The 15,008-nt window shown below is 71.8% G+C and carries 15 protein-coding genes, 1 tRNA gene and 1 pseudogene; 5 read left to right on the top strand and 12 right to left on the bottom strand.

Translation table 11 applies throughout. The features are described 5' to 3' along the window. Window positions 1-241: 241 nt before the first annotated feature. The 5 genes from ABZ904_RS12780 to ABZ904_RS12760 all read right to left on the bottom strand — a co-directional run bounded on the left by ABZ904_RS12780 (window position 242) and on the right by ABZ904_RS12760 (window position 5,217). Window positions 242-2,848, bottom strand: coding sequence for a SpoIIE family protein phosphatase (locus ABZ904_RS12780; RefSeq protein WP_361822918.1), 2,607 nt, complete (start codon window positions 2,846-2,848; stop codon window positions 242-244). A 729-nt stretch (window positions 2,849-3,577) separates the two neighbouring features. After that, window positions 3,578-3,662 (bottom strand) — tRNA-Ser (locus ABZ904_RS12775). Between the two features lie 66 nt (window positions 3,663-3,728). Beyond that, window positions 3,729-4,157: a tRNA adenosine(34) deaminase TadA gene (tadA, locus tag ABZ904_RS12770; RefSeq protein ID WP_359404861.1), complete on the bottom strand. Its 429-nt coding sequence runs from the start codon at window positions 4,155-4,157 to the stop codon at window positions 3,729-3,731. Between the two features lie 66 nt (window positions 4,158-4,223). Beyond that, window positions 4,224-4,757: a hypothetical protein gene (locus tag ABZ904_RS12765; protein WP_360991268.1), complete on the bottom strand. Its 534-nt coding sequence runs from the start codon at window positions 4,755-4,757 to the stop codon at window positions 4,224-4,226. Between the two features lie 274 nt (window positions 4,758-5,031). Further along, window positions 5,032-5,217 (bottom strand): hypothetical protein, encoded by a 186-nt coding sequence (locus tag ABZ904_RS12760; protein WP_361822915.1) that lies wholly within the window; start codon window positions 5,215-5,217, stop codon window positions 5,032-5,034. 157 nt (window positions 5,218-5,374) lie between these two features. Here ABZ904_RS12760 and upp point away from each other — a divergent pair, with 157 nt between their 5' ends. After that, the gene (upp, locus tag ABZ904_RS12755) at window positions 5,375-6,010 is read left to right on the top strand and encodes a uracil phosphoribosyltransferase (RefSeq protein WP_359404853.1); all 636 of its coding nucleotides are present in this window, start codon (window positions 5,375-5,377) and stop codon (window positions 6,008-6,010) included. Between the two features lie 172 nt (window positions 6,011-6,182). Here the strand turns inward: upp and ABZ904_RS12750 are convergent, their stop codons facing one another. From ABZ904_RS12750 to ABZ904_RS12720, 7 genes are all read right to left on the bottom strand, one after another. After that, window positions 6,183-6,830 (bottom strand): LytR C-terminal domain-containing protein, encoded by a 648-nt coding sequence (locus tag ABZ904_RS12750; protein ID WP_359404855.1) that lies wholly within the window; start codon window positions 6,828-6,830, stop codon window positions 6,183-6,185. A gap of 193 nt (window positions 6,831-7,023) precedes the next feature. Next, on the bottom strand, window positions 7,024-7,320 hold the full coding sequence (locus tag ABZ904_RS12745; RefSeq protein ID WP_004943146.1) for a type II toxin-antitoxin system VapB family antitoxin: 297 nt from the start codon (window positions 7,318-7,320) through the stop codon (window positions 7,024-7,026). A gap of 372 nt (window positions 7,321-7,692) precedes the next feature. Then, on the bottom strand, window positions 7,693-7,839 hold the full coding sequence (locus tag ABZ904_RS12740) for a hypothetical protein (protein WP_359410867.1): 147 nt from the start codon (window positions 7,837-7,839) through the stop codon (window positions 7,693-7,695). Window positions 7,840-7,894: 55 nt separating this feature from the next. Next, on the bottom strand, window positions 7,895-8,230 hold the full coding sequence (locus ABZ904_RS12735) for a hypothetical protein (RefSeq protein WP_361822911.1): 336 nt from the start codon (window positions 8,228-8,230) through the stop codon (window positions 7,895-7,897). Window positions 8,231-8,333: 103 nt separating this feature from the next. After that, complete coding sequence (locus ABZ904_RS12730) at window positions 8,334-9,008, bottom strand: HdeD family acid-resistance protein (RefSeq protein WP_361822908.1); 675 nt, start codon at window positions 9,006-9,008, stop codon at window positions 8,334-8,336. A gap of 405 nt (window positions 9,009-9,413) precedes the next feature. After that, window positions 9,414-10,007 (bottom strand): HhH-GPD-type base excision DNA repair protein, encoded by a 594-nt coding sequence (locus tag ABZ904_RS12725; RefSeq protein WP_359410873.1) that lies wholly within the window; start codon window positions 10,005-10,007, stop codon window positions 9,414-9,416. A 24-nt stretch (window positions 10,008-10,031) separates the two neighbouring features. Next, the gene (locus ABZ904_RS12720; RefSeq protein WP_359410875.1) at window positions 10,032-10,766 is read right to left on the bottom strand and encodes a siderophore-interacting protein; all 735 of its coding nucleotides are present in this window, start codon (window positions 10,764-10,766) and stop codon (window positions 10,032-10,034) included. 71 nt (window positions 10,767-10,837) lie between these two features. Here ABZ904_RS12720 and ABZ904_RS12715 point away from each other — a divergent pair. From ABZ904_RS12715 to ABZ904_RS12700, 4 genes and pseudogenes are all read left to right on the top strand, one after another. Next, a pseudogene (locus ABZ904_RS12715) lies at window positions 10,838-12,978 on the top strand (penicillin acylase family protein). Beyond that, complete coding sequence (locus ABZ904_RS12710; protein ID WP_361003249.1) at window positions 12,975-13,589, top strand: GNAT family N-acetyltransferase; 615 nt, start codon at window positions 12,975-12,977, stop codon at window positions 13,587-13,589. Before ABZ904_RS12715 ends, ABZ904_RS12710 begins: the two are co-directional and overlap by 4 nt. A gap of 10 nt (window positions 13,590-13,599) precedes the next feature. Then, the gene (locus tag ABZ904_RS12705) at window positions 13,600-14,079 is read left to right on the top strand and encodes a cupin domain-containing protein (RefSeq protein ID WP_359410879.1); all 480 of its coding nucleotides are present in this window, start codon (window positions 13,600-13,602) and stop codon (window positions 14,077-14,079) included. Next, a complete protein-coding gene (locus ABZ904_RS12700; protein ID WP_361003246.1) occupies window positions 14,067-14,840 on the top strand; it encodes a glucose 1-dehydrogenase in 774 nt (257 codons plus the stop codon). The genes ABZ904_RS12705 and ABZ904_RS12700 overlap by 13 nt, the downstream gene beginning before the upstream one ends. Window positions 14,841-15,008: the final 168 nt, after the last annotated feature.

Below are 15,008 nucleotides of genomic sequence, written 5' to 3'. Positions count from 1 at the left end.
CCTGGACGGGTCGGCGTCGGTGAGCGCTGCCTAGGACAGGCTGCAAGACGACGAAGGGGCAGCCCCAGCGGGGCCGCCCCTTCGTTCACGAGGGCTGCGGCACGTGGCTTCCCCCTGCTGAACCTGGCCGACGTCTTACTCGTGGTACCTCACTGCTTCCAGCTTCCCACGTCACGCACGCCCCGCCGACGCCTTGGCTACGCGCCTACAGCCGCTCGCCTGAAACAAGAAAAGGACGCCTTCACAGGAGCGTGAGGGGCTGCTCGGTCCAGATGACCTTGCCCTGGGCGCCGTACCGGGTGCCCCAGCGCTGGACCAGCTGGGCGACCATGTACAGCCCGCGACCGCCTTCGTCGGTGGTGCGGGCCCGGCGCAGGTGGGGGGAGGTACTGCTGCCGTCGGACACCTCGCAGATCAGTGTGCGGTCGCGCAGGAGACGCAACGTGACGGGCTCTGCGCCGTAGCGGATCGCGTTGGTGACCAGCTCGCTGACGGTCAGTTCGGTGGTGAACGCCAGCTCTTCCAGGCCCCACTGCGTCAGTCGTGCGATCGCCTCTGCTCGGATCCGGGAGACGACGGCGGGCTCGGCGGGCACCTCCCAGGTGGCGACCTGGCCGGCATCCAGCGCCTTGGTGCGGGCCACGAGCACGGCGATGTCGTCGGCGGGGTGGGCTGGCAGCAGTGTGTCCAGTACCCGGCAGGTCTGCTCCGGGGTCCGGCCCCGGTGGGCGAGCACTCTGCGCAGCTGATCGAGCCCGAGCTCGACATCCCGGTTGCCGACGTGCTTGATCAGTCCGTCCGTGTAGAGGACCAGCAGGCTGCCTTCGGGCACCTCGACCTCGGCGGTCTCGAAGGGCTGGCCGCCCAGGCCGAGCGGGGGTCCCGCGGGCAGCTCCAGGTACTCCACGGTGCCGTCGGGCAGGACCAGGGCCGGCGGGGGGTGGCCGGCGCGGGCCAGGGTGCAGCACCGGGTGGTCGGGTCGTAGACGGCGTACAGGCAGCTCGCACCGATGAGCTCGTGGCTGCCCGTCTCCGCCTCCTCCTGGTCGAGGTGCAGCTGCCCGACCAGGTCGTCCAGCTGGGTGAGGACCTCGTCGACGGCGAGATCGAGGGAGGAGAAGTTGTGGACTGCGGTGCGCAACCGGCCCATGGTGGCGGCGGCGTGCAGACCGTGGCCGACGACGTCGCCGACGACCAGCGCCACCCGCGCCCCGGACAGCGGGATGACGTCGAACCAGTCGCCGCCGACCCCGGATCGCGCGGACAGGTAGCGATGGGCCGCCTCCACGGCGTGCTGTGTGGGAAGGCCACGCGGCAGCAGGCTGCGCTGCAGGGCCAGGGCCACGGCGTGCTCGCGGGTGAAGCGGCGGGCGTTGTCGATGCACAGCGCCGCACGTGCGACCAGTTCCTCGGCCAGCGACAGGTCGTCCTCCTCGAAGGGCTCCTGGAGCCGGGAGCGGTAGAAGCTGACCACGCCGAGTACGGTGCCGCGGGCGAGCATGGGCACAGTGATGAGTGAGTGGACCCCGGCGCCCAGGATCTTCTCGCCGCGGACCGGATCCTGGGCGAGCCAGCCCACGGCCTTGGCCAGCTCCGGCTCCAGGACCGGCTCTTCGCTCATGAGGGACCTGGCTTGCGGGGTGGACGCGGTGTAGGTGATCAGATCGCCCGCCGCACGGAGATAGGAGCCCGCGTGGACACCGGCGATCGCCGCCCGGCGCAGCGGCCCGTCCACGCGGATCGGTTCCTCGCCGAGCAGGACTGCCACCGGCAGGTCGACAGCGGCGAAGTCGGCGAACCGGGGGACGGCCACCTCGGTCAGTTCCTCGGCGGTCCGGGTCACGTCCAGCGTGGTGCCCACACAGGCACCGGCGTCGTAGAGCAGCCCCAGACGCTCCCGGGCCCGTACGGCGAGCCTGCCGATCCCAGGCTCCCCCACGGCCAGCAGCCATGGGCCGGTACACGCGGAGGGTTCGGCGGGAGGGCCGGCCGGGGCAGGGGTCGCCATCTGAGGCGTGGTCACGACAGCGGGCCTGCGGCAGGGCGCGGCGACCGGCGATGCGGCCTCGGGCGCCGCCGGGGCGAGGCGACGCAGGACACCGGCAGGAAGGGCGGCCTCGACGGCGAAGCCTGTGACGCCGCAGGAGCTGGTGACCGGTCGGCAGAGGAGGACGGCCGTGCGCCCGCGCGGGAGGCGTACCTCGGCGAGACCGGTCCGCCCCGAGGAGATCAGCGCAGCCGCGCTCTCCTCCAGAATCCGCTGATCGTGGCGGTCGAGCGGCTCGGTCGCCGGGACGCCCGCCCCGACACCTTCGTTGGCCATCGTCCGGCGGCGGGCCTCGTGGAACGCCTGGAGCAGGGCGCGCTCGCGGGAGGTGACGCGTTGCAGCAGCCGCTGTTCGATGCCGCGGGCCGCCTCGAGGGCCACGGTCAACATGGAGGAATCGGCGTGACTGCTCAGACCGGTCAGGTCGAACACCCCGATGATCTGCCCGCTCAGGGGATCGCGCACGGGCGCGCCCGCACAGGCGGTCCCGCCCAACTGGTCGGTGAAGTGCTCGCGGCCGGTTACGAAGGCGGGTCGCCGCGTGGCCAGGACGGTGCCGACGCCGTTATTGCCGATGATCTCCTCAGGGAAGGCGAACCCCGGAGCGACCTGGATGGAGTCGAGATACCGGTGGAGCACGGGATCGCCCACCCGCCGGTGGAGCAGCTGGGCGCGTTCGTCGCTCAGGAGCACGGTCACCCCTAGACCCGAGAGGCGGGACCCCAGGGTCTCGAGTACGGGGCGGGCGGCGTCGGCGAGACTGTAGGCGTCGTCCGGGTCCTGCTGGTAAGGGAGGTCCACGTGGTGGTCCGGCTTGAGACCCAGGGACCGGCACCTTCGCCAGGAGGCCAGAATGGGATCGCGCACAAGCGACCCCACTGGCATGTCCGCCAGGAGCCGCTCGTGGGCTTCGGAGAGAGCAGCAACGTCCGGCCTGACCGCCACTTGATCCACTTCCTCTGGCCAGTTCCCTCGGCGTGCTCAAGTTTCACCTGTTAAGGGCGAAATGCCAAGTATCACCCAATTCAGCCACAGGTATGCAGCGGCTTGGCCACCATGGCCAGCAGCGCCTCACCGACGAGGAAGGGGTAACTGTCCAGCCTGACAGGGATGCCTAGGACAGTCCGATCGGCACCCGCGGCGGTATGTGCGTGTCGACTTGACTTGCGCCGCGGGCCACGGCTTCGCGCGCATCCTGGGAAACCACAAAGGCGCAGAGTTCATAGGCGTTGAGCCCGTACGTGACCGCAGCCCGTCTCGGTTTCCGTCTCGTTCATCCCCGGGCGCGGCCCTCCGGAGCCGTTCGCGCATCCCCGGCGAGCACGGCTGGCGCACCGGGGCGAACGTCGATGAACGAGCCCGGATCATGCTCTGCCCTGCGCGGACGAACCCGCATAGCGGGTATGTGACGGCAGGCACTGGTGTCGTCGCCGGCGTCGAACCGTCTGCAACGCAGGCCAACTGAGACGGAAACCGAGACGGAAGATCACGAGAGGCCCGGTCCATCGGACCGGGCCTCTCGTCTACCTGCGGTAGCGGAGGGATTTGAACCCTCGGTGACTTGCGCCACACTCGCTTTCGAGGCGAGCTCCTTCGGCCGCTCGGACACGCTACCGAGGGAGACCTTACCCCAAGGTGGGCCGTGGTCTGAAATCCGTTTCCGGTGGTCCTCGGCGTGGGCTCAGCGGCTCCGGAAGAAGTCTGTGAGAATCCTGGCGCACTCGTCCGCGAGCACGCCGTCGATGACCTCGGGGCGGTGGTTGAGGCGCCGGTCGCGCACCAGGTCCCAGAGCGACCCGACCGCGCCGGCCTTCTCGTCGCGCGCGCCGTAGACCAGCCGGTCCACCCGGGACTGCTGCACCGCGCCCGCGCACATCGTGCAGGGTTCCAGCGTGACGACGAGTGTGCAGCCGGGCAGCCGCCACTCGCCGAGCGCCGCCGCCGCCCGGCGCAGCGCGACGATCTCGGCGTGGCCCGACGGATCGCCCGTCGCCTCGCGTTCGTTGTGACCGGTGGCGAGCACCGCGCCGTCCGGGGACAGCACGACGGCGCCGACCGGGACGTCACCGCCTTCGGCGGCCCGCCCGGCCTCGTCCAGGGCGAGCCGCATCGCGGCCCGCCACCGGTCGCGCACCGGATCGGGGGCCGGCGTCCTGTCCTCGGTCACCCAGAGGCCCTAGCGGACGGTCTCCAGGACCTCCGAGGCGCCCAGGGCTTCGGCGATGGAGCTGAGCGCGTCCTCGGCGTCCAGGATGCGTAGTTCCTTCTCGCTGACACCGAGGTCGTCGAGGATCTCGCTGTCTCCGACGGGGCCGTGCGGCACGGCGTTGTCCGCCGTGGGCCCGTCGTCGTCGGCGTCGTCGTCGGGCTCACCGTCCTCGGTGCCGTCGAGGTCGAGGGAGTCCAGGTCGGCGACGTCGTCACCGGGCTCCCTTCCGAGCAGTTCGTCGGTGAGCAGGATCTCGCCGTACGAACTGCGGGCCGCGGCCGCGGCGTCCGAGACGTAGATACGAGGGTCGTCCTCGCCGTCCAGGCGGACGACGCCGAACCACGCGTCCTCCTGCTCGATGAGTACGAGCACCGTGTCCTCGTCGACGGAGACGTCGCGGGCCAGGTCGGTCAGGTCCGACAGGGTCTCCACATCGTCGAGCTCTGTGTCGCTCGCTTCCCACCCGTCTTCGGTGCGCGCGAGCAGTGCGGCGAAGTACACCGTGACTCTCCCACTGGTCATAGGCGTGCCGGTTGGGGTTCCCCCCGGCGGAGGTTGTGGGCGGGGAGTGCTTCTCCGAGCCCCGCCCACTCGGAATCGTGGCAGAAACAAGGCGCTCAGGGGACGTCTTCGGCTCCCTGTGTCTGGCCGTTTTGACCGCGGTTGCTCCGATCAAAAGCAGTGCACTCACCAGCACACTCATTGCCGCCACCTGCGGATCGTACGCGGCCCGGGGCGCTGTGGCCGCACGGCCACCCCCAAGGCGGCCGAGTCGCTACCAGCGGAAGGTGCGCATGCGCACGGCGTGACGCAGCCGCGCGGCCTTGGCACGGCGGGGCTGGACGCGGTCGCGCAGTTCGCGTGCCTCGGCGAGTTCACGCAGGAACCGGGCCCTGCGTCGGATGCGGTCGGCATCCGTCTTCAGCGTTTCGGGCTCCTCTTGGGACTCCCCGTCGGACATAGACACACCACCCCAGTTGTGTCCCTCTCACTTTCCCTCTGATGGGGGGTTCGATGCCACAGACGGAGTCGCGCGCGGACGGTCCGCCGAGCGGGCCGGCGTGCGCGTGCGTACGGGGGGCGCGTCGGGGCCGTGAGGCCCGGTTACTGTTATGGACATGCGTCTCCACGTCGTCGACCACCCCCTGGTCGCCCACAAGCTCACCACGCTGCGCGACCGGCGCACCGACTCCGCGACCTTCCGTCGGCTCGCCGACGAGCTCGTCACGCTGCTCGCCTACGAGGCCACGCGTGACGTGCGCACCGAGCAGGTCGACCTCGAGACCCCTGTCGCCGCGACCACCGGTGTGAAGCTCGCCCGCCCGCGTCCGCTCGTCGTGCCGATCCTGCGGGCCGGCCTCGGCATGCTCGACGGCATGGTCCGGCTGCTGCCGACCGCCGAGGTGGGCTTCCTGGGCATGATCCGCAACGAGGAGACGCTCCAGGCCTCCACGTACGCGTCGCGCATGCCGGAGGACATCTCAGGGCGCCAGGTGTACGTCCTGGACCCGATGCTGGCGACCGGCGGCACGCTCGTCGCGGCGATCCAGGAGCTGATCAAGCGCGGCGCGGACGATGTGACGGCCGTGGTGCTGCTCGCCGCCCCTGAGGGTGTCGAGCTCATGGAGCGCGAACTGGCGGGTACGCCGGTGACCGTGGTGACGGCAGCGGTCGACGAGCGCCTCAACGAGCACGGCTACATCGTGCCGGGACTGGGCGACGCGGGTGACCGGCTCTACGGGGCCGCGGAGTAGGCGGGGTTCGGCACGCATCACGGGGCGCGTTCCGTAGAGGAACCGCGCCCCGTTCGGCTTTTCGGCCGCGTACGGGCCGGCCCTCTCAGCGGTTGGCGTACGGGGCCGGTTTCCTCGGCGGTTCGAGTGCCGCGCCGGCTTGTTCAGTCGTTCGTGTACGGCGCCGGCTTGCTCAGCAGTTCTTCCCGGCCTTCTTGTCGGCCGCCGGAGCGGGGGCGGTCAGTGCGGCCAAGGCCTTGTCCGCGTCCGCCTTGCTGCTCAGTGACTTGAACTTGTCGCCCAGGATCAGGTCCACCGACGCGCCGGTGCGGGAGATGTCGGTGCGGCGGTCGACGCCCGCGAGCTGAGTGCCGAGCACCGGCAGGGTGGTGTCGAGGGCGGCCTTGGGGCCGAGCAGCACTCCGATGCCCTTGACCTTCTTGTCGAACTCCTGGGTCGCGTTGCCCACGGTGCCGATGTGGAAGCCGCGCTTCTTCAGCTCGTCCGCGGTCTCCTTGGCCAGGCCGCTGCGTGGCGTGGCGTTGAGGACATTGACAGTGATCTGGGCGGGCTGAGGCAGCGCCTTGGCGTTCGCCGCGGGCGACGGGCTCGCCTTCGTCGCGCAGTCGGCCTTCGCACCGGACGCCGACGACTTGCCGCCGCGACCGGTGAAGACGTCGATGAGCTGCAGGCTCCCCCAGCCGATCAGCCCGACGGCGGCCGCGGAGGCGACGATGGCGAACACCAGCCTGCCGCGGCGCCGGGGTCGGCGCATGCGCGGGTATTTGTCCCCCGTGATCCGGTACTGGCCGCCCATGCCGGGGGGAGTCAGCATGCTCATGAGGCGCAGCGTAGTGCGCCGGGACGGCAATGCCTACTAGATGATCATTGGGTGCTGCCCACTCCAACCCGAAAGGGTCAAAGAGGCGCCCGCGAGCGGGCTAGGGCGCACAGGAGTGCGGAACGGTCGCAAGGATGAAGCGGCCTGCCGGGCAGAGTGGAGCGCGTTCCGGATGGGGCGGGCGTACCCGGGATCAGTCGAGCTCGAGCACTCGGGCGTGCAGGACCTGACGCTGCTGCAGCGCGGCACGGACCGCGCGGTGGAGGCCGTCCTCCAGGTAGAGGTCGCCCTGCCACTTCACGACGTGTGCGAAGAGGTCGCCGTAGAAGGTCGAGTCCTCGGCCAGGAGGGTCTCGAGGTCCAGCTGCTGCTTGGTCGTCACGAGCTGATCGAGGCGGACCGGGCGCGGCGCGACGTCCGCCCACTGCCGGGTGCTCTCCCGGCCGTGGTCGGGGTACGGCCGGCCGTTTCCGATGCGCTTGAAGATCACACGGAAAGCCTACCGGTCAAGACGTTCTGGGCGCAGCCATGGCGACGGAGTACGGCACGGGAAAAGCTGCGGTAAACGTGGGCAAAACGGCAGTGGGGCGCGGACGGGTCACAGCCGGAGTGCGCCCGAGTGCTTCGCGCGGGGCGCACTCGATAGCGCTTCCGCGCACCCTGGAACGCCCAGATGCGCCCCCACGAACAACCCGGATGCGCCCCCGGTCGACGGGGTACCCCCGGCCGATCGGGTCGGCGGACCCGAGACGGCCAGGGCTCGTCGGAGACGTTCCTTTCCGCTGGAAGCCGGTCCGCTTGTCAGCCCGGACCCCTGGAAGCCCGGCGTGGCCGCCCGTTCCGCGGGCGGCCGCCGGGTGTACTACTCGCTGTCCCTTTCGGGCGGGGCCGACGGCCGGGGCTCATCCCCGGCCTCGTGTTCTTGTTCGGGTTCGGGTCGCGGCTTGGTGCTGCGTGCGGCTTCGGCACGGAGCAGCGCGTGCAGGACCGCGTACGGGTCGATGAGCATGACTGTGTCCTTCGCGAGTGCCGGCAGATCTGACGTGTCGGGGGAGCCGGATCTGTCAGCAGCGCAGGACCACGGTGCGCAGGGCGCCGAGGGCGGGGGAGTGGCCCTGGCGCGTGGGGGCGGGAGGGAAGCCGCCGGCGCCGTGCGGCCTGGGGCCGGGGCGCGGACCCGGTCGCGAGGACGCGACGGTGCGCTGAGAACGCACGCCTCCGAGAGCCGAGGCGGGTACGTCGTACTCCCCGTCGCACGCCTGACCGACGGAGGCAGTGACGGAGGGGGCCGCCACCGCCCCGGTGTGCGCGCCCGCCGCGAGCAGCGCGACGAGCACCACCAGCACCCGCACCCAGGCGCACCGTCCGGCGGTGCGCGGGGCGTGCGGGGTGAGGCTCACGGGAGGTCATGTGCCCGCTGCGCGAGCACCCTTCATCGTGTCGGTCGCTAAACCGCTCGCTCGGCGTACCTGTCGGACGTGGACGTTGACGCTGGTCCGACGGTCAGACGGTACGAGGGATCTGCTTCGCCCGGCCGTGGATCCGGATCGCCGTGAAGATCTCGACGATGCCGACGACGACCAGCCACCAGCCGGCTACCAGGGTGAGCACGGCGATCGACTTGAACGGCGAGGTGATCAGCACGATCCCGGCGACGAAGGTGACGAGGCCGAGGAAGACCTGCCAGCCGCGCGCGGGCACCGAGGGATCGTGGGCCGCGGCCATGGTCTGGGTGATCCCCCGGATCAGCCAGCCGATACCGATCCACAGGGCCAGCAGCAGGATCGACTCCAGAGGGCCGCGGAGGCAGAACAGACCCAGCAGGATCGACAGGGCGCCGCTGATGAAGGCCAGGACGCGCAGCGAGGTGGCCGCGTGGGTGCCGAAGGCGGACGCCAGCTGGAGCACACCGCTGATGATGAGGTAGAGGCCGAAGAGGATCCCGGCGGCGAGCAGGGACGGCCCCGGCCAGACGAGGATCAGGACTCCCAGGATCAGGGAGGCGACGCCGGTGGCCAGGACGACCTGCCAGGCGGTGCGCGACAGGACGTGCAGGAACCCCTCGACGGGCTCGACGTCCTCCGCCGAACGCCTGGGTGCCTCCGCGTCACGCATGGCGTGTACACGGCGGTCGTCGAACTCGGGCCCCTGGGCGGAGCCGGTCGGTGCGTCGGTCATGGTCCATGCTTGGACCGGACTGGGCCACCCCGCCACCCCGGACGGTCCAACCGACTGACGCCAACCGGCCCCGATTCCACCGGTTCCCGGTCCCCCGCCTTGCCGACCCGGCCTGACAGCTCCGGGTCCTGCCGGCCCGGTCCCTGACCTAGCGGCTCCCGGCTCCCGGGCCTCCGGCCTCGTTGGCCTGGCCTGGCGGCTCTGGTTCCTTGGCTTACCGACCCCAGGCCTGACAGCTCCCGGTAGGCCCCCGTCCCTCGGCCTGTCGGGCTCCGGCCCCTCGGCCTGCCGGCCCGGCCCCTGGCGCTCCGGTTCCTACCGGCCCAGGCCTGGAGACTCCCGGTCCTGTCGGGACCGGCCCCCGACCTATCGGCCCCCGGCCCGACGGTCTCGTCCGCCTCGCCCCTACCGTCCCCCCGCCTTGGCGGCCTTCGCCGCTGCCTTCAGTTCCTGTTTGTGGGCGCGGACCTTCGCCAGGGACTCCGGTCCGGTGATGTCGGCGACCGAGCGGTACGACTTCGCCTCGCCGTACGCGCCCGCGGCCTCGCGCCACCCCGTGGGGTGCACGTCCAGTTGCTTGCCGAGCAGGGCGAGGAAGATCTGCGCCTTCTGCTTGCCGAACCCGGGCAGGTTCTCGAGCCGCTTCAGCAGTTCCCGTCCGCCGGAGACGTCCTTCCAGATGGCCTCCGCGTCCCCGTCGTAGTGTTCGACGAGGTACTGGCTCAACTGCTGGATGCGCTTGGCCATGGAGCCCGGGTAGCGGTGTACCGCGGGCTTCTCGGACAGCAGTCCGGCGAAGGCCTCCGGGTCGTGCGCCGCGATCTCGTGTGCGTCGAGGTCGTCCGCGCCGAGCCGCTGCGCGATGGTCCACGGCCCCTTGAAGGCCCACTCCATCGGAATCTGCTGGTCCAGCAGCATCCCGATCAGCGCGGCGAGCGGACTGCGCCCGAGGAGCGCGTCGGCCTCGGGGTCCTGGGCGAGGTGAAGGGAGACGTCCATGCCCCGATGATCCCGCGTGCGGGATCAGGTTGCGCGCCAGTACCCCAGAGCGCTCACCCGCCGCCCCGGGACGCCCAGCTCCTTGCGCACGTACGCGCTCAGCGTCCGGGTCGTCGCGGTGTCGCATGCGATCCACACGTACGGGTCCGGCGTCGTCGTCAGCAGCGCGGGCAGCGCCGACCTCACCTCGGCGGCCAGATGGGCGCCCGCATCCTGGCGCGGGACGGCACGCAGATCGTGCCGGGCCGGGTCGGTGCGCACGGGCAGACCGTCGGGATCGCCTTCGAACCAGATGGTCGCGGGGGTGTCCGCCAGCGCGTGGAGAAGGGAGTTGAGCGCGGGAAGTGAGGCCGGGTCGGCGATCGCGAAGACATGGGAGGGCTCCGGGTCGGGCCGCTGGAAGGCGGAGCCCTGGACCGTCGCCTCGATGGTGTCGCCGGGCCTCGCCGCCCGCGCCCAGTCGGCCGCATGCCCGTCATGGAGGGCGAACTCCAGGCCGAAGGTGCCGGCCACGGGATCCGGGTCGATCAGGGTGTACGCCCGCTGGTGCGGCCGGCCCGCGCCCGGGAACCACAGCCGTATCCACATCGTGGGGTGAACTCCGGTCGCCGCGAGCATGCCGCCGTCGGTGAGGCACAGGCGCCGGTAGAGCGGCGTGACGTCCTCCGTGTCCGTCACGGTGCACACGAAGTCCTTCGCGCGCAGCAGCCTGAGGACGGTGCCCTCCCACCCGCGCCCCTGCCCCTGCCCCTGCCCCATCGGATCCTCCCCTTGGCGTACGATCTCCGCGATAAGTTAGGCAAGGCTAACCTAAAGAGAAGGTCACTGGAGTGACAACCGAGACCTACCGCGATGCCTGGGGCATCCCGCACCTGCGAGCCGGTGACGCGCTCGCCCTGGCCCGCGCCCAGGGCCGGGTCACCGCTTCGGACCGGGCGTGGCAGTTGGAGGTGGAGCGGCATCGCGTACAGGGCACCTCGGCGTCCTTCCTCGGTGCAACCGGCCTGGCCTGGGACCTTTTCGCGCGCCGCGCCCGGCTCGACGACACGGCCAGACGTTGTTTCGCGGCCCTTGAGAGACAGGACCCCGAGACCGCCGCCTGGGTGCGCGCGTACGCCGACGGGGTCAACGACGGGCTGGGCGAGGGCACCCGGCGTACCCCGAGTTCGCCGGGACCGGTCTCGTCCCCGGCCACTGGGAGCCCTGGCACCCTCTCGGCATCTGGCTCTCCACCCACATCCTGTTCGCCGGTTTCCCGGCCAAGCTCTGGCGCGAGGAGGCCGTAGGGCATCTCGGCGAGGACGCCGTGGGCCTCTTCGCGGCCGACGGGCCCGGCACCTCGGGCAGCAACGGCTGGCTGGTGAGCGGTGAGCGCACGGTCACCGGGCAGGCCGTCATCGCAGGCGACCCCCACCGCTTCATCGAGGACCCCGGCGTCTACCAGCAGATCCGCCTCGCCTGCCCCGAGTTCGACGTCGTCGGGCTCGCCGTCCCGGGCGTCCCCGGCATCGCCCACTTCGGTCACGCGGGCCCGGTCGCCTGGGCGATCACCAACGCGATGGCCGACTACCAGGACCTGTACCGCGAGCGCCTGCGGCGGACGGCGGGCGGTGGTGTCGAGGCCTTGGACCCGGACGGGCGATGGCGGGCCGTGACCCGGCTGGTCGAGACCGTCGAGGTCGCCGGGGGCGATCCCGTCGAAGTTGAGGTGATCGAGACGGAGCGCGGCCCGGTCGTCATCGGCGGCCCCGAGCAAACCGGCTCGGAGGGAGCCGGCCGGGAGGGAGCCGGCCCGGAGGAATCCGGATCCGAGCGAACCGGACCCGACGCGGACATCCCCCTGGCCGTCTCCCTGCGCCATCCGCCCCGTGTCACCGAGGACCTCGGATTCAGCGCGCTGCTTCCCCTCCTCCGTGCCCGGCGCGTCGCCGATCTGGACCGGGCACTCGACCGGTGGGCCGAGCCCGTCAACGTGGTGCTGGCGGCTGACGTCCACGGCGGAGTGCTGCACCGTGTCGCGGGCACGGTGCCCCTGCGCGCCGCCGCCAACCGGACGCGGCTCGTTCCCGCCTGGGAGCCCGGCCACGAGTGGCGGGGGCGGCATGACACCCCTTACGGAACGGTGGAGAACGGCATCGCCGTCATGGCCAACCAGCGCGGACCGGCCGCCCCGCTCGGGGTCGAGTTCGCCCCCGGGCACCGGGCCGCCCGCATCCGCCATCTGCTGGAGCAGCGGTCCGCCTGGTCCGCCCAGGAGATGCCGGCCCTCCACATGGACACACGCCTCGGCTCCGCCGGCCCCCTGCTGGACCGCCTCCGGGACCTCGACGGCCTCACCCCCGCGGCGGCCGCGCTGCGCGACCGCCTGCTGCGCTGGGACCGGCACATGGGCGCGGACAGTGAAGAGGCGGCGGTGTACGCGGCGGTGCGCGGCGCGGTCGTACGGCGGCTCGCGGCGCACCCCGCCTTCGCCGGGCTCACCGCCCCACCCGCCTACCCGGAGGTCTTCCAGCCCTGGCTCGCCCTGCTTCCCCGGATCGGACTCGCCCTCGAACACCTCCTGGGCGCGGACGAGTTGTACGGCATCGACCGTGCCGCGATCGTGCGGGAGGCCATCGAGGAGGCCGCCGGGAACCCGCCGCAGGGCACCTGGGGCGACACGCACCGACTCGCTCCCTGGCGGGCGCTCACGGGGACGCCGTACGACGAACCGGGTCTGTCCGGCGACCACGACTGCGTTCTGTGCACCTCGTCGGTCCCCGGGCTGACCGATCTGAGCGCACGCGGCCCGGCGGCCCGCTACGTCTGGGACCTCGCCCGGCGTGACGACAGCCTCTGGGTGGTCCCCCTCGGAGCCGACGGCGTCCCGGACTCGCCCCATCACCGCGACCAACTCCCCTTGTGGCTGAGGGGAGATCTCGTCCCGGTCGTCACCGACTGGAACCGTCTGACCAAGGAGAGACGCCGATGACCACCGAGCCGAACGCCGTCGCCCGCGAGGCCGTCCACGAGCAGGTCCTCGACGGCTTCGGCACCGTCCGGATCCTGCCCTTGGACCCCGAGGCCGATCTGGACGTCGTCCACGCCTGGGTGAGCGAGGAAGGCGCCTCCTTCTGGGGCATGAACAAAATGACCAGGCAGCAAGTGGCCGAGATCTACGCCCATATGGCCACCCTCGACACCCACCACGCCTTCCTCGCCGTGAAGGACGGCGAACCGGTGGCACTTCTGCAGACCTACGAACCGGAGGCCGACCGGGTCGGCGAGTGCTACGCGGTCGAACCCGGAGACATGGGAGTCCACGTCCTCCTCGCTCCGCCCGGCTCCGCGGGTCCACGTGCCGGCTGGACGTCGGCCCTGCTCACCGTCTTCGCGTCCTACGTGCTCACCGGACTCCACCGGCAGCGGATCGTCGTCGACCCCGACGAGCGCAACGAGAAGGCGATCGCCCGCTTCCTGTGCCAGGGCTTCGAGGCCGGGCCGGTCGTCGTGCTGCCCGAGGTCGACCTGCCGGACGTGTACCTGCCCGAGAAGCGCGCCCAGCTCGCGTTCCTCACCCTGCGGGCCGCCTCCGGCAACTAGCCTGCCTGCCGTGACCCCTGACGACCTCATCGCGCACTACGGCCTGGAACCGATCCCGCGCGAGGGCGGCCGGTTCCGGCAGACCTGGGCCGGGCCGCGGCTGCCCGACGGGCGTCCGGCGGGCACCGCGATCGTCGCCCTGCTGACCGCGGAACCGGACGACTACTCGGCGCTGCACCGCCTCCCGGCGGACGAGGTCTGGCACTTCTACCTCGGCGATCCGCTGGAGCTGCTGCTCCTCGCCGAGGACGGCAGCGCCCGTACCGCCGTCCTCGGCCCCGAGGTCCTGCAAGGCCAGCACGTCCAGTTCACCGTGCCGGCCGGCACCTGGATGGGCGGACGGGTCGCCGCTGGCGGGGCGTGGGCGCTGTTCGGCTGCACGATGGCACCGGGCTTCACGTACGAGGGCTACGAGCACGGCGAGGCAGCCGAGTTGACCGCCCGCTACCCGGCCGAGGCGGCCCGGATCGCCGGGCTGTGCCGGTCGTGAGCGGGCTGCTGGCGGGACAGGTGGCCCTGGTGACCGGGGCGGGCGGGGGCATCGGACGGGGGATCGCGCTGCGGTTCGCCGAGGAGGGGGCCGCGGTCGCGGTGCACTGCCGCACCTCGGTCCGGGCGGCCCACGACGTGGCGGCGCGCATCCGTGACACGGGCGGCCGTGCCGTGGTCCTGCGGGCCGATCTCACCGTCGAGGACGGATGCCGGCGTCTGGTCCGCGACGCGGCCGAGTGGGGCGGCGGCCGGCTGACCGCGCTGGTCAACAACGCGGGGGTGCAGCCGGTCCAGGAGCTGGCCGGGATGACGGCCGCCGACTGGCAGGCCGTGGTCGACACCAATCTCTCCGGCGTGTTCGCCTGCACCCAGGCGGCGGCAGAGGTCATGCGAACGGCGGGCGGCGGCACCGTCACGCACATCGCCTCCATCGAGGCCAGGAACCCGGCACCGCTGCACGCCCACTACTGCGCGTCCAAGGCGGCCGTCGTCATGCACGCGCGGTCGGCGGCCCTCGAGTACGGCCCGTACGGCGTCCGGGTCAACACCGTCTCGCCCGGTCTGATCGACCGCGAGGGCCTGGCCGAGGAGTGGCCGGAGGGGGTGCGCCGGTGGCAGCAGGCGGTGCCCACCGGCCGGTTGGGGCGCCCCGAGGACATCGGCGACGCCTGTGTGTTCCTGGCCGCGCCGCTCGCGTCCTGGATCACCGGCCACGATCTGGTGGTGGACGGCGGGGTGTCGGCCCGGCCGACGTGGTGACACGGCTCCCCGGCATGATGGCGTGACGCACGTACGGGTGTGCCTCGTCGCCGCCGCGCTGAGCGCGCGGCGGGTCCCGTCCGTACCTAACCAGGACCCGGGACCGGCCGACACGGGAGACATGACGTGGGCGCAGAACGCGTGGGCGCAGGGCGTGCGGGAGCGGTC

It is taken from the genome of Streptomyces sp. NPDC046900, assembly GCF_040644975.1.
Classification (GTDB): domain Bacteria; phylum Actinomycetota; class Actinomycetes; order Streptomycetales; family Streptomycetaceae; genus Streptomyces.
This window is presented reverse-complemented; position numbering and strand designations above follow the sequence as displayed.